The following is a 21,712-nucleotide window of genomic DNA, read 5'->3' as shown; positions in this document are numbered from 1 at the left end:
CCCATGAAGTCCGAAAAAGGGTTAATCTCGGTCAAGCAAGCTTATCTAAAAATTCTATCGGTTATCCTAGTTCTGGCGATAATTGGTTTATCGGTAGTCGGAAACTATGGTATCACTTGGGACGAACCGATCGAAGTGGATATGGTCAATCATAATCTCGAATATATCCGAGAAAACAAGCCCATATCAGAAATGTCCCGTCATTACGGCTTTTATTTTAACTACATCTCCCAGCTCATCTACGAGAGCAAAGAAAAATTTTTCCCTGCTACCCCCAATCTTCCTCCCAATCCCACTGATAAGGATAAATGGCTATCGAGGATCTGGCAAATAACCCGGGTTAAGCACGTCGTCACCTTTCTTTTTTCCCTGATTGCCTATCTATCGGTGGTGGGAATCGTCGCTATCTTAGCAGGAATCGAATCTGCTTGGTTAGGTGCGCTAATTTTAGCCCTATTTCCCGCTTTTTGGGGTCATAGCTTCTTTAATCCCAAAGATATCCCCTTTGCAGCCATGTTCACCCTCGGAACCTTCGCTGGTTCCGTATTACTAGATAAATATTTTCAGTCCGAAAATCAGACTATTAAACTAGGATTTAACCGTTTAACCGTTTATTCTTGCCTCTACGGGATTCTCGCTGGTTTAATCACCGGAATTCGCATCGGTGGCTTTTTTATCCTCTTTTATCTCATCTTCGCCCATCTGGTGGCCCGATGGAATTTAAAAACAATCCTCAAAACTCTCTGGCGTTTTCTGCCCCTATACGCAGTTATTATACTTTTTTGGGCAATAACCACCTATATAGTCTATCCTGCTGCTTGGAGAAACCCGATTACTTGGTTTATCGAAGCGATAACCCTCATGTCGAAGTATAACATCTGGGATAATACGGTTCTCTTTGACGGTCAAAATATCCCCGGTCGTTCCTTGCCTTGGTACTATCTACCCCGGCTATTTTCCCTCACCACCCCCGTCCTCCTGCAAATCGCCGTCCTATTGGGTGTAATGGGGATTTTGACAAAAATGACCAAATTAACGCCAAGCCAGCGTGCTTGCGCCATAATCACCCTACTGCAAGCGTTTTTACTGCCCACCTTTGCTATCCTGCGTCAATCTACTCTCTACGACGGCATCCGTCACTTTTTATTTGTCATTCCCGCCCTAGTAGCGATCGCATCTACGGCCATTATTTGGACATATCATAAACTCAAGCGAAAGTCAATAAAAATCTTTCTAACGACCCTGCTAATCCTCAACTTTAGCGTCATTGTCTATGACATGATTAGCCTGCATCCCTACGAGTACACCTACTATAATCGCGCCTACGGAGGCTTAAAAGCTACCCAAGGTCAACAGGAAACCGATTACTGGGGATTAAGTCTCAAAGAGGGGATGGAATGGCTTAATCAAAATGCCGCCGCTAACTCTACCATTGTGGTTGCCGGTCCGATGTTTGCGGCGGAAATGGTACAAGACTACCAAAAAAACTTTACGATAATCTATCGAGATGACTTTGCTTGGGGAAAGGCCCCCGACCCCGATTATTACATGGGTTTATCCCGATACGATTATTTCCAAGCTTTCCCCCATTGTCCCATTGTTCACGCCGTCCAACGCCAAGACACCCCCCTAACCATCATTAAACGTTGTCCTCAGCTATGATCGAAATGACCGCTATTCCGCCGATTTCCCTGCAAAACTACCGTATCGCTGCGATTATTCCCTGTCACAACGAAGAACTAACGATCGCTAAAGTGGTCTCCCAATTCCAAACTTTTCTGCCAGAAGCGGCAATTTATGTCTATAACAACCGCTCTACCGATGATACCGTGACGGAGGCCCTGAAAGCGGGGGCGATCGTTCGTCAGGAAACCCAACCGGGAAAAGGCAATGTTGTCCGGCGGATGTTTGCCGATATCGAAGCGGATATCTATGTTCTCATCGATGGTGATGATACCTACGAAATTGCGGCAGTACGACGCTTAATTGAACGAATGCTGCGGGAACAGTTAGATATGGTGGTCGGTGCGCGTCGGGAAGCGGTAAAATCCTCCCAGGCTTATCGCCGGGGTCATCGCGCCGGTAATCTATTTTTAACAGGATTCGTTAAATTTCTGTTTGGAGCGCGTTTAATCGATATGCTCTCTGGTTATCGCATCTTTTCTCGTCGTTTCGTCAAATCTTTTCCCGCTTTATCCAATGGTTTCGAGATTGAAACCGAGTTAACTATCCACACTTTAGAATTAAAAATTCCCTTCGCTGAAGAACCAACCCTCTACGGGGAACGTCCCGAAGGTTCCCAAAGTAAGTTAAAAACCTTTCAAGATGGCTGGCGGGTATTGGGAACCGCTATTCTACTTTTTAAAGAAATTCGTCCTTTTCTCTTTTTTAGCCTTGTCTCGCTAATTTTAGCGGTTATTTCCCTCCTCTTAGCGATTCCCGTCCTGTTTGAATACCTCGAAACCGGCTTAGTGCCACGTTTTCCCACCGCTATTTTATCGGCCTCGATCATGCTTTTAGCCTTTTTAGGTTTGACCTGTGGCATGATCCTCGATTCCGTCTCCCGGGGACGAAAAGAGATGAAACGAATGGCTTATCTAGCTAACAGTTGGCTGAAAGCTTAGGGAAAAAAGCTCCCTAAACATACAAGTCTAGGTCACATCTCCAGTTAAACCGTCTCTAACCGTTGCAGCACGGAGGAGGGTTTTTTGTCAATAAATTCCGCCGGCGAAATTTGATATTTAATCAGATTGGCTAATTCCTGTAGTTGGCTGATGGCTTCCGCACCTTCGAGTTTCATTAACTCTCGATCATCGCGCATTTCTGTCCAGGTGATGCCGTAATCGGACACGAGAAACCGAATTAGATGGGTTTCCCCCAATCCCACCATAAAAGATGCGCTATTCAGTTGACCGCCACAGGTGTAGCAAGATGCTAGATAACCTTGATTTTCTAGTGCGATCGCTAAAGCCTGTAAATCCATGACTAAGTCTTTGACCAGTTGGCGATGCTCTTCTGCAAGTCGTTTAAACACAATTTTCCTCCTGATAACACTGCTCAAGTATAAAACCTTAACACTTTTTTAAGATTCTTTTCTGAGAAAATAGGGTAAGTGAACTAAGTTTTCTTACGGATGGTAAGTAACAAAATGTAAAGAACCCTAAATCTAGGGTAGCGTAAATTTCTGAGATAGCTAAGTATATATAACTACAGAGCCACCAGTTTATCTATCTTTCCACCCCCTCGATCCCAACTATTCCCATCATGCCTATTTTTAAAGTTTATGATCCAGTTTCGACAAAAAAGTTCGTAAATCTATATTGACAATTACATAAACCTATGCTTCTATGCCGGATGCGGAGGGGTGTAGGGTGTGGGGTGTGGGGTGTGGGGTGTGGGGTGTGGGGTGTGGGGAGAATAAATAAAAATAATCTCCTGTCTCCTGACTCCTGATCACTGATTACTGATCACTGATCACTGATTGCTGATAAGATTGTTACGAAAATATAAACACGAAATTCTATAGTTAGCCATGACCCAAAACGGAAGCTCGAAGTCGATCGTTGTCTCTCCCTCGATCCTATCGGCGGATTTTAGTAAATTAGGAGCCGATATCGAGGCTGTGGATAAGGCAGGAGCCGATTGGATTCACGTTGATGTTATGGATGGTCGTTTTGTCCCGAATATCACCATTGGACCCCTGATTGTCTCCGCTATTCGTCCCTATACGAAAAAACCTTTAGATGTGCATTTAATGATCGTGGAACCAGAAAAATATGTGGCTGACTTTGCGAAAGCGGGTGCTGACATTATTTCTGTTCACGCTGAACATAATGCTTCTCCCCACCTCCATCGTACTCTTTGCCAAATCCGCGAACTCGGTAAACAAGCGGGTGTGGTATTAAATCCCTCCACTCCCTTAGATTTAATCGAATATGTGCTGCATTTGTGCGATTTAGTCCTAATTATGAGCGTTAACCCCGGTTTTGGTGGCCAGAGTTTTATCCCAGAAGTTGTCCCCAAAATCCGTCAATTACGTCAAATCTGCGATGAAAAAGGCTTGGATCCCTGGATTGAAGTGGATGGCGGCTTAAAACCGGCTAATACTTGGCAAGTTCTCGAAGCGGGTGCTAATGCGATCGTAGCAGGTTCGGCGGTATTTAATGCCCCTGATTACGCAGCCGCGATCGAAGGTATCCGTAACAGCAAACGTCCCCAACCTCAATTAGCCACCGTTTAATTGCCGCAGGGGTGGGTTAGCTATTGGCACTAACCCACTCTGCTGATTTGTTCTAAAACCTGCCGCCATAAACCCGAATTAGAGACGGCTAAAACTTCGCTAGAATCAGCTTTTAGGGGATTACCTGACCAATCGCTAATTATTCCGCCCGCACCTTCAATAATCGGGATTAAAGCACAAAAATCGTAGTATTTCAGGTCTGATTCTAGGATTACCATCGGCATGGCAGTGCAGCCAGTGGCTAACATCATATAGTTATAACAATCACCCCCAAAAGCGGTACGTTTACAGACGCTTTGCAGCTGACGAGCGATCGCTTGTTGTCGTTCTGTGATAAACATTAAGGGAGTGGTGGAGGCTAAACAGGCATTTTTTAAGACAAGTTCTTGATCTTGACGGTAGGGATTAACAATCATCTGGTTATTATAAAGACTCCCTTTTCCCTTCACTCCTAACCAGCGATCGCCTAAAATCGGTTGATCGACAATTCCTAAAATCGGTTGATTTTCTGCCACTAGGCCGATTAAAGTCCCAAAAATCGGTAATCCTTTGACAAAAGAGGATGTGCCATCGATCGGATCCAATACCCAATAACGACCACTTTGGGAAGGAATATTGACTCCTTCTTCCCTAATAACCCCATCTTCAGGCAATTCTCGCCGAATAATCGCCACCATCGCCTCCTCAGCTTCTTGATCGGCGATTGTTACTATTGAGGAAACTTGATCGAGTTTTGTTTCGGTTTCTAGATGAGGCTGCCGAAAATAGCGCCGGATAATCTCTCCAGACGCGTCCGCTAATTGATGAGCTAGTTGGATAGTGCGATCAATATTCATCAAGAAAAGTTATCCATACAGGAAAACAATAATATTTATTTATGTTAAAGGGAAGTGGGGATTTAGCGGAAATTTCCCTATCACCCTAAATCCCTATTGCCTCTTGGATAGTGCGATCGATATTCATCAATAAAAGTTATCCATACAGGAAAACAATAATATTTATTTATGGTAAAGGGAAGTGGGGAGATGGGGGATTTAGCGGAAATTTCCCTATCACCCTAAATCCCTATTGCTGTGTCGAACCTAGAACCATCAATGGGGAACAGCTTGATTTTGACTCCATAATTAAGTTAGTCAACAATCGATTTAATCTCAAGACGAGAAAAAATTAATCTATTAGGAGTTTAGCTGATGACGGCTTTTACGGAAAATGACCTAAAAAGGTTAGAAAATCTGATTATCAATGGACAAAAAGCGATCGAAACTCGTTTAACCTCTCTGGAGAGTGGACAAAAAGCGATCGAGAATAGTTTCGGAGAGATCAAAAGAGAAATTCAGGTCTTAGAGATAGGACAGACGGAAATTAAGGGAGAAATCAGGACTTTAGACGCAAAAATCACCGGTTTAAATGAAAGAGTGAAACTCATCGAGGCATCCGTGGGAAAAATTCCCGATTTAGCCGAAAAAATTGGGGAGGTAAAAAACTGGAAACAGATCGGTATATCGATTGTGACTGCTTTTGTGGGTGGGGTAATTGGTTGGTTGATTCGGGGAAAATAAAACTAGGCAATGTAACATAGTATTAAGCATTTGTATATTTTTATTAATTTTTATGGAACAGACAGCTTTAAATCTGATCGCGATTACCGTTTTTTCGATCACTCTTTCCGTATTTGTCACCCCTTTGCTGTCTATTTCGCCTTTTGTCCCCGCTTTGGCTACTTTTAGCCTCTTGGGATTAGTTACCGTCGATACTCTCACCTTTAATAACCGAGGCGTGACTTTACTACTGGATGCTCTTTCTCCCAGTAAACACCGTCAAAGAGTTATCTACCACGAAGCCGGACATTTTCTCACCGCTTATATTTTAGGCATTCCGATCGCCAGTTATAGTTTGACCGCTTGGGAAGCCTTTCGTCAAGGCCAGGAGGGAGTCGGCGGCGTTCAATTTGACCTAGCAGATTTAGAGCAAAAAGTCAAGAACTTTACCGATTTTCCTGCTTTTTTAGAGCGAATTTCTACGGTGTGGATGGCGGGAATTGCTGCCGAAACCTTAGTTTATGGTAAAGCGGAGGGGGGAGAAAGCGATCGATTTTATCTGCAATCGGCCTTAAAATTAGCGGGGGTTCCTGAGAATAATTATGCCCAAAAAGAGCGCTGGAGTTTATTACAGGCAAAAACTCTTTTAGAAAAACAACAGACTGCCTATCAAGCTTTAGTGATAGCTATGGAAAAAAGAACCAGTGTGGAAGAATGCTGTCGGGTGATTAGTGAAAGTTTAGTATAACGGGAAAAGTAATCAGGGATGAATTTGATGATTTCCCCGTTAAATTATTTATGAATAATCAGAGCATTCAATCGGATCAGCGATTAGCTTTAATTGTGCGCGGAGCAGTACAAGGGGTCGGTTTTCGTCCTTTTGTTTATCGATTAGCAACGGAATTAAACCTAACTGGTTGGGTGAATAATACAGCAGCGGGAGTTTTTATTGAAGTCGAGGGCAATCGAGACAAACTAGAAACTTTTTTGACTCGATTATCTTTAGAAAAACCACCTCGATCGCTAATTGAAAATATTGAGACTCAATGGTTAAATCCTATCGGTTATCAAAACTTTAGCATACGCCAGAGCAGCGGCGGTGAAAAAAATACAATTGTTCTGCCCGATTTAGCCACTTGTCCCGATTGTTTAGCCGATATTTTTGACCCGAATAATCGTCGTTATCGCTATCCTTTTACTAACTGCACTAACTGCGGTCCTCGCTACAGTATTATCGAGAGTTTACCCTATGATCGCAGTGCCACAACTATGAGGGGTTTTAATCAGTGTCCCGAATGTCAAAGGGAATACGAAAACCCTCTGGATCGCCGTTTTCATGCCCAACCGAATGCCTGTCCTAGTTGCGGACCCAAAATTAGTCTTTTAGACAGTCAAGGCTCTGTATTAGCGGAAAAAGATCAAGCTTTAATCGCCACTGCTAGAGCAATTCAACAGGGAAAAATTATAGCGATCAAAGGATTAGGAGGATTTCACCTAGTTGTCGATGCAAGAAATACGGAAGCAGTGCAAAAATTGCGACAACGTAAACAGCGACTGGATAAGCCTTTTGCCGTGATGTATCCTAATCTTGAGTTAGTGAAAAAGCATGGTTATGTCTCTTCTTTAGAATCGCAATTATTGCAGTCTCCTGCTGCGGCAATCGTCCTGATCAAACAGCGAAAAAATTATCTTTCTGCTGCCGTTTCTCCGGGTAATCCCTATCTAGGAGTCATGTTACCCTATACTCCCCTACATCATCTTTTATTAGCAGAATTAGGCTTTCCTATTGTAGCAACCAGTGGTAATCTAGCCGATGAACCTATCTGTATTGAGGAAAAAGAAGCTTTAGAAAAATTAGGAACTATCGCCGATTTATTTCTAGTTCATAATCGTCCCATAGTTCGACCAGTGGATGACTCTATTATCAGGGAAATGGCGGGAAAAGCGATGATTTTGCGGCGAGCGCGGGGATATGCTCCCTTTCCCGTTAAAGTTAATGAGGGAGATTTCCCCCCGATTCTGGCCGTGGGAAGTTATTTTAAAAATACCGTGGCTATCTACCAAAAAAATCAAGTTTTTATTAGTCAACATATCGGCGATTTAGATACAGTTAATGCCGTCAATCATTTTGAAAATATCCTCGATAGTTTAAAAAAATTATACGAGTTTGCACCCGAAGTTATTGCCTGTGATGCTCATCCTGAATATCTAGCAACCAAGTACGCTTATAGCTTAAATTTACCCGTTATTCCCATTCAACACCATTACGCTCACGTTTTATCCTGCATGGCAGAACATCAGCTACAACCTCCAGTTTTAGGGGTTGCTTGGGATGGAACAGGATACGGTTTAGACGGCACAATTTGGGGGGGAGAATTTATCCATATTGCTGCCGATTCTTGGCAGCGAGTCGCCCATTTTAAACCCTGGCCATTACCCGGAGGAGAAAAAGCGGTTAAAGAACCCAGACGAGTGGCTTTAGGATTACTAGAAGTTATGGAAAATACCGATAGGATAAAATCAGCTTTTAGTGAACAGGAATGGTCGATTTTTAGGCAAATGTTAACCAAAAAAATTAATTGTCCTTTAACTTCTAGTGTCGGGCGTTTGTTTGATGGTGTGGCGGCGATTCTAGGTTTATGTTATCAATTAAGTTTTGAGGGACAGGCAGCAATGCAGTTAGAATTTGCCCTTGATGGCATTAAAACGGAAGAGTATTATCATTTTTCTTTATCCGCCGACTCCCCCATAGTTATTGATTGGAATCAGATAATTTTAGGAGTTGTTGAAGATTTAGAAAAACAAGTACAAATCGGCATAATTGCCGCTAAATTTCATAATAGTTTAAGTGAGATTATTGTAGAAATTGCTCAGAAAATAGGCAGAGAAAAAATTCTCCTGACGGGAGGCTGTTTTCAAAATCGTTATCTGACGGAAAGAACAATTAATCGCTTACAAGCTTCGGGATTTCAACCCTACTGGCAGCAAACCGTTCCCACTAATGATGGTGGTATTAGCCTTGGTCAAATTATCGGAGCTTTTTCTCAACTTAAACAGTTCTAGAATAGCCGACAATCTACCTTTTTATTAGGTTATGTCAGCAGCGTTAAAGATAAACCACAGAGACACAAAGAACACAGAGAGCCGATTTTTTTCTAGACTGTTAAACGATGCCACTCAACGATTTTATTGCCTACTTTCAAAATAATTGCTTGACCTAAACCCAGTTCTTGTGTCACATTAACTAGATGGGCGAAATTTTGACGAGTGATTGCTAGTCCCTGCAAACAGGCTAGAAAATCGAGACAGAGAACCGTAGAAAATTCCCAAGTTTGCCGGTAAATACGGCAATTGTCCGGTAAAAAAGCCACAAGAGTGCGAAAATGAGTCAAAGCGGCTTTCTCAAAATTGGCGCTAGTGCAGTCAAAAGACGAGTGCTGATAGCTCATAAAAACTTTGCCTGATAGGGAGATAGCAGGGTTTCCCTCAGACTAGCACCTCGCTTCTGGGGATCACGTTCCCTTTAGAATTTCTCAATAGACTGGCAAATCCCCCCAGAGGAGTATCGTTACCCGCGAGCCAATTGCTAGAAGCTAGGTTTCTTCCCAGAGATAGTGTACTGTAGATATTGATGTCCTTCCGGCTGGTAAGATAACCTGTAAATTTCCCCACTCGTCCCCAGCGATAAAAGGCTGTATTTAGTCAAAAATCAAGTGTTGACTTTGATGCCAAACTTGCCTAGTAAAAAATGATCACAGCCTCAAGTTGCCGCTTAACTAATTGACTACTTAACTGATAACTGGTAACTAAGATTATGAATAATGCAATTGTCAAACCGAGAGATGTACAAGTAGCACCTATTGCCGTCGATACTTTTGTCTTTCGTTCCCGCACTTGGGACCGGTTAAAATTCGAGATCGAATATGGATTACAAAAGGGAACTACCGCCAATAGTTATCTGATTAAAGGTGAAAAAGTCGCTCTTTTTGATCCACCCGGGAAATCATTCTCGGCTATATTTTTAGAGGCTTTAACTAAAAGAATCGATCCGAAAACTATTGATTATATTATCCTCGGTCACGTTAACCCCAATCGTGCCGTCACCCTCAAGGCACTTTTAGAAATCGCGCCTCAAGTCACTTTTGTTTGTTCTAATCCGGGGGCAATTTCCCTGAAAAAAATTCTCGAAACCGAAGCATTAAATCTGTTGGTTGTCAAGGGGGAAGAAATATTAAATTTAGGGGCAAACCATCAATTAGAATTTATCCCCACTCCTAACCCCAGATTTCCCGATCAACTCTGTACCTACGACAGCAAAACCGATATTCTCTACACCGATAAATTATTCGGAGCGCACGTTTGTGGCGACCAAATTTTTGATGAGGGTTGGAGCGTTTATAACGAAGATCGGCGTTATTATTTCGATTGTCTCATGGCTCCCTATGCCAGCCAAATTAGCAACGCTTTGGAGAAATTAGCCGCTAAATCGCCCTTATTTTATGCTGTTGGTCACGGCCCTCTGGTGCGTTACGCGATGCACGAATTGACCCTTTCCTATCAACAATGGTTGGCAGTACAAAAGTATCAAGAGTTGACAATCGCCCTGATTTATGCCAGTGCCTACGGCAACACCACCACCCTCGCTCAAGCGATCGCCATGGGGATCACGAAAGCGGGAGTAGCAGTCACGGCGATTAATGCCGAGTTCGCTGAACCGGACGAGATCAAAACGGCGATCGAAAAAAGTGTCGGTTTTATCTTTGGTTCCCCCACTTTGGGAGGACACGCACCGACTCCCATCCAAACCGCCTTGGGGATTACCCTAGCAAATGGCGATAAAAGCAAGCTGGTGGGAGTTTTTGGCTCCTACGGTTGGAGTGGGGAAGCGGTCGATCTTTTAGAAGGTAAATTCCGGGATGGCGGTTATCGCTTCGGTTTTGAGCCAATTCGGGTTAAATTTAAACCCACGGAGGCAATTTTAAAGACCTGTGAGGAAGCAGGAACCGATTTCGCTCAAGCAGTCAAAAAAGCTCGCAAAAGCAGACAACCGAAAACTAATGTTAACCAATCCCAAAGCGATCGGCGATCGCAGGCTCTGGGACGTTTGGTGGGTTCTCTCTGTATCGTCACCTGCGAATTGGGGGAATTGCGCGGCGCCATGTTAGCCTCTTGGGTGTCGCAAGCGACGTTCACCCCCCCCGGATTGACTATTGCCGTGGCGAAAGAACGAGCGATCGAGTCTCTGCTTTATAGCGGTACGCCTTTTGTCCTTAATATCCTCCAAGAAGGTCAACATTTGGCTTTAATGAAGCATTTTCTTAAACCTTTTTCCCCCGGAGAAGATCGTTTCGCTAATATCGAAACCACTAAAGCTGAGAACGGTGGGCCGATTCTGGCCGAAGCGCTCGCTTATCTGGAATGTCGGGTGGAACAACGAATGGAGTGCGGTGATCATTGGCTGCTTTATGCGATCGCAGAAAAAGGCAGGGTTTTACACCAGGGTTTAACCGCCATCCATCATCGCAAATCTGGCAGTTATTATTAACTCATGGTGACGGGTAAGGGATCGCAAAAAACAAGGGTTTCGGCTGATCCCGAAAGTGAACAATACTCTCCCCTATCCTTCTGCTACTGTTTGTAAAACAAGATCAATAAATTTCTGGCTGTAGTATATGCCTTGTTGTTGCATCGTTTCTATGTAAGGTTTGACTGCAGCGATCTTTCCCAACTGTTTTGCTTTAATTAAAATACCGATCGAACCTGTAATTGGAATATTGAGAGATTTACACACCTGACGAGCCGCTAATTCATCGATAAGCACTAAAGGGGCTTTTTGTTCTAGTGCAAGGACGATGACTTCTGATTCTCCTCGATCCAGAGTCGGTAATAGTAAGGAAACCTGCTGTTGAGAGGCGATTTCTCGGACAGAAATCCACTGTTCTCGTAATAGATCGATCGAGCCAGTTTTGTCTTGATCATAAGTGCTGATTTCAAGAGCTACCGCCTTAGGAATAATGATGCTTTTAACTATTTCTTGTAAAAGACCGAGTTGACCAATTCGCGCAAAAGCGATGAGGGGAGTAGCGTTACTTACAATCATCAGGCTCCAGTTTTTCTATTCCCTTTAATTCAACCGCTAACGCCGATTCGTCATAATCAAACAATACAATCCCTTTTTTAGACAAAATATCCATAAATTCTAGGCGATTAATTCTCGCTAATTCCGCCGCTTTTCCTAAAGAAAGTCGCTTTTCTTGAAAATAATAAATAGCGGCCAGAAGTTTAATTTCTTGACCGAGTTCATCAATTCCTATTTTTAAAGCGGCAAGAACATCGGGAGAAAATTCTAGATTTAATATTTCATTTTTCATTCTAAGTACCTAGTTAAAAATAAAGTTAACTTTAGAGACAAGGGAACTCCGGAACAGGGAACAGAAGGGTTTCTGACTTTTTTTAAGATGTCTCTTAATTATTACAGCTTACAGCGTTTCTCATAAAGATGAAGTATAATCTGATTTGGCATCGTCTCCTGACTCCTGATTGAGGTGATTAAACCGCACAGTGCGCTATTATAGCAGCGGGCAGAAGGAAGAAGGAAAATCCTTGCCAGAACTGAATTTTAGCGATTTAGGTTGTCCTAACCAACTCGTTCTCTGCTATAAGTCTTATTAAGGGGGTGTTAGACCGATGCAGGTGAGATAGTGGCAGCAATTCTCATTTTGAAACGATTTTGCCTTGTTTCAGCGATCTAGAGATTCGTTAAGAATTATTAACCCTTCTAGGTGCAAGGGTTTTAATGTCATGAAACCTTAAAATGAGAATTGCTGATAATACCTCCCATCGATTCTACCCACTTTATATCCATTTTGTCCTTAATATCCGGCAAGAAGGACAACATATAGCTTTAATGAAGCATTTTCTTAAACCTTTTTCCCCCGGAGAAGATCGTTTCGCTAATATCGAAACCACTAAAGCTGAGAACGGTGGGCCGATTTTGGCCGAAGCGCTCGCTTATCTGGAATGTCGGGTGGAACAACGAATGGAGTGCGGTGATCATTGGCTGCTTTATGCGATCGCAGAAAAAGGTAAGGTTTTACACCAAGGTTTAACCGCCATCCATCATCGCAAATCTGGCAGTTATTATTAATTTGTTGTTATGATCATTTCAGGGGGTGTGTTAAGGCAAAATAACGCACCCTGATTTATCAGAAAATAAATTCTTATGAAAAGCATTGTTTTAATTGTTGGCTTTGAAACCTTTAATAGTAATTTGTATCGGCAATCGGGCCTGTTGGCTAGTTCTAAATGTCCCGATTTAGAGGTAAAAGTATTTAGCGATAAATCCTTGACTAGCGAACCGGAAATAGTCGAGCAAGCTTTAGCCACTGCCGACGTTTTTTTTGCTAGTTTGATCTTCGATTACGATCAAGTTACTTGGCTGCGGCAACGAGCAGCACAGATTCCGATTCGCTTAGTTTTTGAGTCTGCTTTAGAGTTAATGAGTTTAACCCGTTTGGGAGAATTTGCCATCGGGGATAAACCAAAAGGAATGCCAAAACCAATTCAATTTATCTTGAGTAAATTTTCCAGTGGCAAGGAAGAAGATAAGTTAGCTGGTTATCTCAGTTTCCTCAAAACTGGTCCGAAACTGCTGAAATTTATTCCCGCTAAAAAAGTTCAAGATTTGCGTAATTGGTTAATTATTTACGGTTATTGGAATGCGGGAGGAACCGAAAATGTTGCCGCTATGTGTTGGGTAATTGCCCAAAAATATCTAGGATTAAAAGTACGGGAAATACCCGAAGTTATCGAAACTCCCAATAAGGGACTATTACACCCCGATTATCAGGGTTATTTTCTCACTCCCCAAGAATATTTAACTTGGTATAAAAAAAATAAATCTCTTGATAAACCAGTGGTGGCACTGCTGCTTTATCGGAAGCACGTTATCAGTAAACTACCCTATATTAATCAATTAATCCGTCATTTTGAAACGGCTAATTTAATTCCCCTACCCGTGTTTATTAACGGAGTGGAAGGCCATACAATTGTTCGGGATTGGTTAACCACAGACTACGAAATTCAGCAAAGAAAAAAAGGAATCATTGAAACTCCTTCTTTAAGTGAAGATGCGGTGACAGTAGATGCAATTGTCTCGACGATTGGCTTTCCTTTGGTGGGAGGTCCTGCGGGTTCTATGGAAGCAGGAAGACAGGTAGAAGTGGCTAAACGAATTCTGTCCGCTAAAAATATTCCTTATCTTATCGCTGCCCCTTTATTGATTCAAGATATTTATTCTTGGACAAGACAGGGAATCGGTGGTTTACAGAGTGTGGTTCTATACGCTTTACCGGAATTAGATGGAGCAATTGATACAATTCCTCTGGGGGGATTAGTGGGGGAAACTATCTATTTAATCCCCGAAAGATTACAGCGTTTAACTGGACGTTTGCATAGTTGGATTAAGTTACATAAAACCCCTCCGCAAGAACGCAAAATAGCCATCATTCTCTATGGATTTCCGCCGGGTTATGGGGCAGTTGGTACGGCAGCTTTGTTAAATGTTCCCCGGAGTTTAGTTAAGTTTTTACAAGCTTTAGAAGCGCAGGGTTATAATCTGGGAACGATTCCCGAAGACGGGGAAGAAATTATTCAAAAAGTCAAATTTGCCGATGATGAAAATCTCTCTAAACAAAATCGTTTATCGATAGAAACTTTAGAAAATTGGCTAGGTTATCTATTAACTTCTCGCATCGAAAAACACTGGAAATCCCTTAAAGATGCGGGGATAAAAACTATTGGCGACCAGTATCATTTAGGGGGAATTGAGTTAGGTAATATCTGGATTGGAGTGCAACCACCTTTAGGAATTGCTGGGGATCCGATGCGGTTAATGTTTGAAAAAGATTTAACTCCTCACCCTCAGTATGCAGCCTTTTATCAGTGGTTACAAAAAGATTTTAAGACCGATGCGCTCGTTCATTTTGGTATGCACGGAACTGTCGAATGGCTGCCTGGTTCACCCCTAGGAAATACCGGTTATTCTTGGTCAGATATTTTATTAGGAGATTTACCGAATTTATATATTTATGCCGCTAATAATCCCTCGGAATCTATCCTAGCTAAACGTCGCGGTTATGGGGTGTTAATTTCCCATAATGTGCCTCCCTACGGACGAGCGGGATTATATAAAGAATTGATGATTTTACGAGATTTGATTGCCGAGTTTCGAGAAAATCCTGAGAAAAATTACGCTTTAAGAGATAGTATTCTTCAAAAGATTATTGATACAGGTATCTCTAAAGATTGTCCTTTTCTGGAAGCAGAAAAACAGGGAATAGAATTCACTTTAGAAAATGCCAAATTATTTAGCCGCTATGCACTAACCGATTATTTTGTCAAGGTGTATAATTACTTACAAATCGTCGAACAAAGACTATTTTCTTCGGGTTTACACACCCTAGGAACTGCTCCCAATCAGGAAGAATTAAAAGGTTATCTTGATGCTTATTTTACCGATTTATCTGAGCGAGAATTTCAGCAAATTATCGCTGACGAAGCAACCAATGAAAAGCTTAAAGAAGGCATTGCTATTAAAAATTTATTAGGACAAAATAGCGAAGAATTAACTAATCTTTTGCGGGGATTAAATGGGGAATATGTACCCCCAGCGCCGGGGGGTGATTTACTCCGAGATGGTGCGGGAGTTTTGCCCACAGGACGCAATATACACGCTTTAGACCCCTACCGGATGCCTTCCCCGGCAGCCTACACCCGCGGACGAGAAATCGCCAAAAAACTGCTAGAACAAAACCTAACCGAAAAAGGAAAATATCCCGAAACTGTAGCGGTTTTACTCTGGGGATTAGATGTGATTAAAACTAAGGGTGAATCCCTGGGTATTCTCTTAGAATTAGTCGGTGCGGAACCAGTGAAAGAGGGAACGGGAAGAATTGTCAGATATGAATTAAAACCTTTAGGGGAAATTGGACACCCGCGCATCGATATTTTGGCTAATTTATCGGGAATTTTTCGCGATACTTTTATCAATATTATCGAGTTATTGGATGATTTAATGCAGCGGGCAGCCGAGATAGAAGAATCGGAAAATGATAATTATATCCGTAAGCACTATTTAGCCTTAAAAAGTCAAGGGATTGACAATGCCAGCGCTCGTTTATTTTCCAATCCTGCTGGGGATTTTGGCTCTTTAGTTAATGACCAAGTAGTGGAAGGAAATTGGGACAATGACAACGAATTAGCGAAAACTTGGGAAAAGCGTAATGTTTTTAGTTATGGTCGTCAAGATAAGGGACAAGCGCGGCCAGAAGTGCTACAACAGTTATTAAAAACCAGTGAAAGTATTATCCAAGAAATTGACTCGGTAGAATACGGTTTAACCGATATTCAGGAATACTACGGCAACACGGGAGGATTAAAATTAGCCGCAGAAAAACAAAGCGGTAAACGGGTGATGACGAGTTTTGTCGAGAGTTTTTCCAATGATACAACTCCCCGCAAATTAGAGGAGGTTTTGCGCTTAGAATACCGCAGTAAATTACTCAATCCTAAATGGGCCAACGCCATGGTTAATCAAGGTTCCGGTGGGGCCTACGAAATCTCCCAAAGAATGACCGCTTTAATTGGTTGGGGCGGTACGGCTAATTTTAGTGACGATTGGGTGTATGATCAGGCAGCCGATACCTACGCTTTTGATGCAGAAATGGCGGAAAAATTGCGTCAAGCTAATCCCGAAGCTTTCCGTAATATTGTCGGTAGAATGTTAGAAGCACAGGGTCGCGGTTTTTGGCAAGCAGACCCCGACAAATTAGAGAAATTACAGGAATTATATCAATTGACCGATGAAAAGTTAGAAGGGGTTACTTAGGTTTTTTAGGCTGCATCTCATTTTTGTCAATCTACCAAGTTGGGATTTTTACGGGGACACTCTCGGCTAAAATCGGTCATTACTTCCGATTTTACCACTCAATCCAAGCCTTTGGGGGGTTCTACCCCCCAAACCCCCCGCGCATTAGTTTTTCGGTGGGATGCTTACACGCAGCCGCTGACCCATCTGTAATAATTTAAGAGTCACTGATAATTGCTGATTGTCGGTATTTCTGCAAATGTGAGATGCACCCGGGTTTTCATGGCAACAGGGTATCCTGATGATAATCTGATTTCCCTCCTGTTTTACTCAGCAGACGGATATTTTCAATCAGGATTGATTTTTCTAACGCTTTGGCCATATCGTATAAAGTCAAGGCTGCCACAGATACCGCCGTTAAAGCCTCCATTTCTACCCCAGTTTCCGATTTTGTCACCACTTCTGCCCGAATTTCGTAACCGGGTAACTCTGCTTTCGGGATAATCTGAACATTGATTTTTTGCAGGGGTAAGGGATGGCAAAGGGGAATTAAGGAGGAAGTTTGTTTGGCCGCCATAATTCCCGCTAGTCTGGCCGTCCCTAAAACGTCACCTTTAGGCGCATTTCCCTGTTCTATGGCTTCAAAAGTCGTTTTTAGCATTCTCACTTGTCCTAGGGCGATAGCAGTGCGTTTAGTGGGCATTTTCTCCGATACATCCACCATCTGGGCCTCGCCTTGGCTGTCGAGATGAGATAATTTTTCTTTACCCTCTTGCGTCATTGAATGAACCTGTGCTATAGTAGTTTACTGTTGAGAAAAACAAGGGCTTGTAGCTTAGTGGATTAGAGCGTGTGGCTACGGACCACAAGGTCGGGAGTTCGAGTCTCTCCAAGCCCGTTACATACAATGGCATATACTACAGGAATTAGGGACATATAGTTCCTAATTTCTTTGGTTTTTTGCCCCATCTTCCCACTTTCCTATACTTTTTAAACAGGATTTAGTATCATCAGCCAGTTTTGCCGAGGTATTTTTTACCCTCAAACAGTGAAAGAAACTAAACTTTTAGGATTGTAAGTACCTAAGCAAAATTAATTACACATTTCGATAAAGCTTTTGCCTCTTGCCTATTGCCTCTTGCCTGTCTTCACTAGGAAATTTATTTTGCATGACTACTTATAATACTAAATCTGGTTATTAAAAACTGATTATTTATTCCCCCTTTTGCCTTTTGCCTCTTGCCTTTTGCCTGTCCTTATAGGTAACCTATGCTCAACGGATTTAGTATAATATGAATTCTCCTGCACCTGTGCCGACACCCTTTCAAGTTGCTTTAGAGCGTTACCAGAATGCTCTAAATTATTTAGATACTTCTCATAATAAATCTCTGAAAAAAGCACAGGCTTTAGAAATTATTACCGCCAGAGATGCTCTTCAGAAACGAATGGAAGCTGAGGCGGAAATTTCGGTTGATATGTCGTCAAAATTAATCGAACAAGATAATAGATTAAAACAGAAGAGTTACAAAATTACTCAAGTTATTGACTTAGCTGAATATCGGGAGACTTTACCTATGTCTGCTCAGGCTTGGTGGTGGCATTTAGAAAGTAGAGAATCTCTGCATCCTTGCAATCGCTTTGATTGGCTATGGAGAATCGGTAAACTGGTTTTATTAGGGGTTAATTTTACATTAATCGGAACGATTGCTACTCGGTTTCTTAGTGGTGGTTCAGGTTTGCCAGAAATAGGGGGTGTTATTTTTTCGACTTTCATTTCTTTATTACAAACTGAAAATGCTCTCACACGGACGCGCCAGAAGGGTTTTGTTAAGTTAATGAAATTTCTTGGGATTGCTGAACATTGGTATGAAGAAATACAGTTTTCTGTAACAGTAATAGTCTTTGCTTTTCTCTTGGGAATTTATCTAAATTTCTCTTGGTTTTCTGAGTTTTATAAGCAAGAAGGAAGCCATTTACAATCTCCTCCGCCAGCAAGTCAAGAACTTCCCAATTTAGCCTTAGCAGAAGAGAAGTATTTAAAAGCGATTGAGTTAGATCCAGATAATTTAGATGCTCATTATAAGTTGGCAACACTTTACGAAGAGTTACAGGATTTGACTAATGCGAAAAAACACTATTTAATCGCGGCAAAAGGTGGTTTTATAGATGCTTATAATAATCTCGCTTATTGGTATCTGCGCGATAATAAGAATGCAGAAGCAGTAGAGTTACTGGAAAAAGCCAAGAGATTATTAGCAGAAAAAGATGAAAAACTAGACCAATTTACTGAAGAGGAGAAACGCAATTTAGCAGTACAAAAATATAGTATTTATAAAAATCTAGGCTGGGCCAGATTTAAGCAAAATCGCAGTGAAGATGCAGTTCCTAATCTTTTAGTTGCTATTGGTATCGCTGAAAATCCAGCTTATCAGAAATTTATCCGCAATCCCGGTGCTGCTTTTTGTATTTATGCTCAACTTTTAGAAAAACAAGATAAGAAATTATCTCAGGAAAATTGGCGTAAATGTCTTAATTTAGCCGAAGGGAGGATAATTAATACAGAGGAAGAACAATGGTTATATGAAGCGAGAAAAAAATTAAAGTGAAGTAAAGTTTAGTGACTATTCTCTGAGTAATGCGCTAAATCCTTCTTGCTGAAAATGCTTATCAAAGGTTAAGATTTCATTGATTTCCAGTTGTCTCATAATCTGCATGGAAGCACAATCAGTTAAACTGTAACCTTTATCTAATCGTCTTTGATAAAAATCAAAAGCCTGCTGAAATTGTTCACTGGTTTGGGGAATGATTATGGTTTTGCTGTCATTGCGTAAATCATGAGTTAGACGAATAGCTGATTTACGCAAAAATTCCCCTCTACTGCATAAAGCATTGAGTAATTCTGTGAGAACCATTTCACTGGTAACACCTCTAAAGTTACGGAGTCGTCCTGTCATAGCTGTAGCTAATGGATTAAGATTATCGCCAAAATCAGCAAGAGCCTGTAAATAGGATGTATCTAAGAAAATTGTTCTCATTCTTCCTCACCTTCTCTCGGTGCGCCGTACATATAGTGTTCAAAATTACGCGCAAAGTCTGTAGGTAAGTGTTTTCGCCATTCTGATTGGGGAACAACTTTACCAATCTCAACAATTCTTTGCCAAAAAGGTTTTTTGCGAAATTCAGGGTCATTTTCTAGTGCATCCCATTTAGCATCGAGTTCTTCCATTGATAACTCAGGCTCTTCGGATGTGTTAGAGGTTGAATGATTGTTTAAGTTAGTCATGATTAAAGGTTCCTTAGTGATAATAGGTTACTTTTATCATAGCATTTTCGAGTTGGAGCGAGGTACGGAGATTATCGAGGGTAATTAACCACAGAGACACAAAGAACACAGAGATTATTCACCGATGTTATAATTTATAATGATGATGGCAAGAGAGCCGAATGTTTAACTGAAAGCTTGACATTATTTTATGTACAGACTATATTATAGTTATGGAATGGAATATTATATTTGATCCAGATTTTAGGTTCTGGTTTTATCAACAAGAACAGGGACTTCAAAATGAAGTATTTGCTGTTTTAACTGTATTGATGAAACTTGGACCAGCACTGGGGAGACCACGAGTTGATACCATTGAAGGATCTTCTTTTAAGAATATGAAAGAGCTTCGTATTCAGTATAAAGGTGAACCTTGGCGTGTTTTATTTGCCTTTGATCCTCATCGACAAGCAATTTTACTTGTTGGGGGGAACAAGTCAGGTAACAAAAGATGGTACAAAGAAAATATTCCTATAGCAGATCAACGTTATCAAAAATATCTGGAAAAACTTAAGGAAGAAAAGTCATGAAAGAATATACCAACTTCTCGGAAGAATTTAATAAACTTTGTGGAGAACGACAAGCAATTATTAAAGCAAGAGCTTCCCAAATTTATCTGGAGGAACTTACGCTTAAGTATTTGCAGGAAAAACTAGGTTTATCTTTATCAGAATTGGCAAAGTATCTTGAAGTACAGCAATCAATAGTACCTAAACTTAAACAAGAGCAAAATCTAGAGCTAAATACACTGCGCGAAGTAGTTAACGCCTTAGGTGGAACTGTCGAAATTATTGTCAAAATTCCCAACAAAGAACCTATAATTATTGGTGACTATTCAGAAACGAAGTGTAATTAACCACAGAGACACAGAGGACAGGGAGATTATTTGCCAATGTTATAATTTGTACTCAATAATAAAGGTGTTCGCTTTTGGAACACAATATTTAAGATGGAATTAACGGGAAGACTCCATGAACGCTATAAAGCAAAAATCTTAAATTGGTAAAAGTCTAATCCGAAAAATACGATCTGTTACTGACACAATTGCTCCCGTCTTTAATGCTTTTGTACAATCTCGTAAAACTATAGTTAAACGCTGATTAATTAGATTGTAGTTTTCATTGCCTAAACGGAATAGGATGACACTTGGTAAATTATCAACACTAATAGCGAGAAGTTGAGAAAAATCTAGATCGACAGTTAAAATTATCCGCTTTTGGCTCTTCTAGGTTCTGTGTGAGCATGGTATAATAGTAACACAGAACAGGAGGTGGGTTATGTGGATAAATTTTGATCAACTCCTCGATTTACCAAATGTAACAGTGGTCAATTATCAAAAAATTGATGAGACAATTTTCCTAAAGCTCGCTCTTTTAAATGAAACAATTGAATGTCCGAATTGCCATCAAACCTTGGACAGAATCAATCAGACAGAGTATAATCTAGTCAGAGATTTGTCAATATTAGGTAATCCAGTATATTTAGAAGTACCACGCCGTCAGTTTCATTGTCAAAAGTGCCAAAAGTATATCAGCGAAAGACTAAGTTTTATGAGATTAAGACAGCATCAGACAATTCGCTATGAATCGATGATTTATGAGAGGGTAAAAAATTGTAGCATCGAAGAAATAAGTCGAGAAGAAGGGTTAGGATGGTCAGAAGTTGAGTTAATATTTAATCACTGTGCTAAAGAACTAGAAAAGGAAGAGTGGGAAGCACCAGAACGAATAAGCTTGGATGAATTT

General features: G+C 41.3%; 20 protein-coding genes, 1 tRNA gene and 2 pseudogenes. 14 read left to right on the top strand and 9 right to left on the bottom strand.

Translation table 11 applies throughout. The annotated features are described in order from the left end of the window. Window positions 1-3 precede the first annotated feature (3 nt). Both O9323_RS19250 and O9323_RS19245 read left to right on the top strand, forming a co-directional pair. Window positions 4-1,662, top strand: a complete 1,659-nt coding sequence (locus tag O9323_RS19250; protein WP_353851601.1) for an ArnT family glycosyltransferase — start codon at window positions 4-6, stop codon at window positions 1,660-1,662. After that, the gene (locus tag O9323_RS19245) at window positions 1,659-2,624 is read left to right on the top strand and encodes a glycosyltransferase family 2 protein (RefSeq protein ID WP_288125593.1); all 966 of its coding nucleotides are present in this window, start codon (window positions 1,659-1,661) and stop codon (window positions 2,622-2,624) included. Before O9323_RS19250 ends, O9323_RS19245 begins: the two co-directional genes overlap by 4 nt. Window positions 2,625-2,668: 44 nt before the next feature. Here the strand turns inward: O9323_RS19245 and O9323_RS19240 are convergent, their stop codons facing one another. Then, on the bottom strand, window positions 2,669-3,034 hold the full coding sequence (locus O9323_RS19240; RefSeq protein ID WP_004162929.1) for a DUF1815 family protein: 366 nt from the start codon (window positions 3,032-3,034) through the stop codon (window positions 2,669-2,671). 498 nt (window positions 3,035-3,532) lie between these two features. Between O9323_RS19240 and rpe the strand changes: the two genes are divergently transcribed. Beyond that, on the top strand, window positions 3,533-4,240 hold the full coding sequence (rpe, locus tag O9323_RS19235) for a ribulose-phosphate 3-epimerase (RefSeq protein WP_002736739.1): 708 nt from the start codon (window positions 3,533-3,535) through the stop codon (window positions 4,238-4,240). 29 nt (window positions 4,241-4,269) lie between these two features. Here the strand turns inward: rpe and hisN are convergent, their stop codons facing one another. Next, on the bottom strand, window positions 4,270-5,076 hold the full coding sequence (gene hisN / locus O9323_RS19230) for a histidinol-phosphatase (protein WP_024970655.1): 807 nt from the start codon (window positions 5,074-5,076) through the stop codon (window positions 4,270-4,272). A gap of 354 nt (window positions 5,077-5,430) precedes the next feature. Here hisN and O9323_RS19225 point away from each other — a divergent pair, with 354 nt between their 5' ends. From O9323_RS19225 to hypF, 3 genes are read left to right on the top strand one after another with little or no spacing between them, the layout of a single operon-like run. Continuing rightward, on the top strand, window positions 5,431-5,799 hold the full coding sequence (locus O9323_RS19225) for a hypothetical protein (protein ID WP_288125592.1): 369 nt from the start codon (window positions 5,431-5,433) through the stop codon (window positions 5,797-5,799). A gap of 52 nt (window positions 5,800-5,851) precedes the next feature. Then, window positions 5,852-6,526: a hypothetical protein gene (locus tag O9323_RS19220; protein ID WP_002754791.1), complete on the top strand. Its 675-nt coding sequence runs from the start codon at window positions 5,852-5,854 to the stop codon at window positions 6,524-6,526. A 50-nt stretch (window positions 6,527-6,576) separates the two neighbouring features. Beyond that, a complete protein-coding gene (gene hypF, locus O9323_RS19215) occupies window positions 6,577-8,841 on the top strand; it encodes a carbamoyltransferase HypF (RefSeq protein ID WP_288125591.1) in 2,265 nt (754 codons plus the stop codon). Between the two features lie 92 nt (window positions 8,842-8,933). Here hypF and O9323_RS19210 read toward each other — a convergent pair whose 3' ends face one another. Continuing rightward, complete coding sequence (locus O9323_RS19210; protein WP_002774353.1) at window positions 8,934-9,227, bottom strand: hypothetical protein; 294 nt, start codon at window positions 9,225-9,227, stop codon at window positions 8,934-8,936. A gap of 365 nt (window positions 9,228-9,592) precedes the next feature. Here O9323_RS19210 and O9323_RS19205 point away from each other — a divergent pair, with 365 nt between their 5' ends. Then, window positions 9,593-11,323, top strand: a complete 1,731-nt coding sequence (locus tag O9323_RS19205) for a diflavin flavoprotein (RefSeq protein WP_149106975.1) — start codon at window positions 9,593-9,595, stop codon at window positions 11,321-11,323. A gap of 72 nt (window positions 11,324-11,395) precedes the next feature. Here O9323_RS19205 and O9323_RS19200 read toward each other — a convergent pair whose 3' ends face one another. Further along, window positions 11,396-11,878 carry a PIN domain-containing protein gene (locus tag O9323_RS19200; protein WP_002754797.1) on the bottom strand — a complete coding sequence of 161 codons (483 nt, stop codon included), beginning with the start codon at window positions 11,876-11,878 and terminating at the stop codon, window positions 11,396-11,398. Continuing rightward, window positions 11,865-12,149: a UPF0175 family protein gene (locus tag O9323_RS19195; protein WP_002754799.1), complete on the bottom strand. Its 285-nt coding sequence runs from the start codon at window positions 12,147-12,149 to the stop codon at window positions 11,865-11,867. The genes O9323_RS19200 and O9323_RS19195 overlap by 14 nt, the downstream gene beginning before the upstream one ends. Before the next feature lie 494 nt (window positions 12,150-12,643). Here O9323_RS19195 and O9323_RS19190 point away from each other — a divergent pair. Continuing rightward, window positions 12,644-12,925: pseudogene (locus O9323_RS19190) on the top strand (flavin reductase family protein); the annotation flags it as partial. A 75-nt stretch (window positions 12,926-13,000) separates the two neighbouring features. Further along, complete coding sequence (gene bchH / locus O9323_RS19185) at window positions 13,001-16,666, top strand: magnesium chelatase subunit H (RefSeq protein ID WP_002754803.1); 3,666 nt, start codon at window positions 13,001-13,003, stop codon at window positions 16,664-16,666. 259 nt (window positions 16,667-16,925) lie between these two features. Here the strand turns inward: bchH and moaC are convergent, their stop codons facing one another. Then, entirely contained in the window at window positions 16,926-17,426 is a 501-nt protein-coding gene (moaC, locus tag O9323_RS19180; RefSeq protein WP_002754805.1) for a cyclic pyranopterin monophosphate synthase MoaC, read from the bottom strand. Between the two features lie 43 nt (window positions 17,427-17,469). Here moaC and O9323_RS19175 point away from each other — a divergent pair. Continuing rightward, window positions 17,470-17,543 (top strand) — tRNA-Arg (locus O9323_RS19175). Window positions 17,544-17,937: 394 nt separating this feature from the next. After that, a complete protein-coding gene (locus O9323_RS19170; RefSeq protein WP_002754806.1) occupies window positions 17,938-19,251 on the top strand; it encodes a tetratricopeptide repeat protein in 1,314 nt (437 codons plus the stop codon). Window positions 19,252-19,266: 15 nt separating this feature from the next. On the opposite strand, the gene O9323_RS19165 is transcribed toward O9323_RS19170, so the two are convergent. After that, a complete protein-coding gene (locus tag O9323_RS19165) occupies window positions 19,267-19,680 on the bottom strand; it encodes a type II toxin-antitoxin system VapC family toxin (RefSeq protein ID WP_002754808.1) in 414 nt (137 codons plus the stop codon). Then, window positions 19,677-19,928 carry a hypothetical protein gene (locus tag O9323_RS19160; RefSeq protein WP_002754810.1) on the bottom strand — a complete coding sequence of 84 codons (252 nt, stop codon included), beginning with the start codon at window positions 19,926-19,928 and terminating at the stop codon, window positions 19,677-19,679. Before O9323_RS19160 ends, O9323_RS19165 begins: the two co-directional genes overlap by 4 nt. Window positions 19,929-20,140: 212 nt before the next feature. Here O9323_RS19160 and O9323_RS19155 point away from each other — a divergent pair, with 212 nt between their 5' ends. Continuing rightward, window positions 20,141-20,497 carry a type II toxin-antitoxin system RelE/ParE family toxin gene (locus tag O9323_RS19155; protein WP_072926009.1) on the top strand — a complete coding sequence of 119 codons (357 nt, stop codon included), beginning with the start codon at window positions 20,141-20,143 and terminating at the stop codon, window positions 20,495-20,497. Next, window positions 20,494-20,823: a helix-turn-helix transcriptional regulator gene (locus O9323_RS19150; RefSeq protein WP_125731189.1), complete on the top strand. Its 330-nt coding sequence runs from the start codon at window positions 20,494-20,496 to the stop codon at window positions 20,821-20,823. The genes O9323_RS19155 and O9323_RS19150 overlap by 4 nt, the downstream gene beginning before the upstream one ends. Window positions 20,824-20,961: 138 nt before the next feature. Here O9323_RS19150 and O9323_RS22775 read toward each other — a convergent pair whose 3' ends face one another. Further along, window positions 20,962-21,177, bottom strand: a complete 216-nt coding sequence (locus O9323_RS22775; RefSeq protein WP_373276077.1) for a DUF5615 family PIN-like protein — start codon at window positions 21,175-21,177, stop codon at window positions 20,962-20,964. Window positions 21,178-21,244: 67 nt separating this feature from the next. On the opposite strand from O9323_RS22775, the pseudogene O9323_RS19145 reads away from it, so the two are divergent. Continuing rightward, window positions 21,245-21,712 (top strand): annotated as a pseudogene (locus tag O9323_RS19145) (ISL3-like element ISMae37 family transposase); the annotation flags it as partial.

The sequence above is a fragment of the Microcystis sp. LE19-131.1A genome (assembly GCF_027532015.1).
Taxonomy (GTDB): domain Bacteria; phylum Cyanobacteriota; class Cyanobacteriia; order Cyanobacteriales; family Microcystaceae; genus Microcystis; species Microcystis ichthyoblabe_A.
Note: the sequence above shows the minus strand (reverse complement) of the source record. Positions and strands in the feature narration are given on the sequence as shown.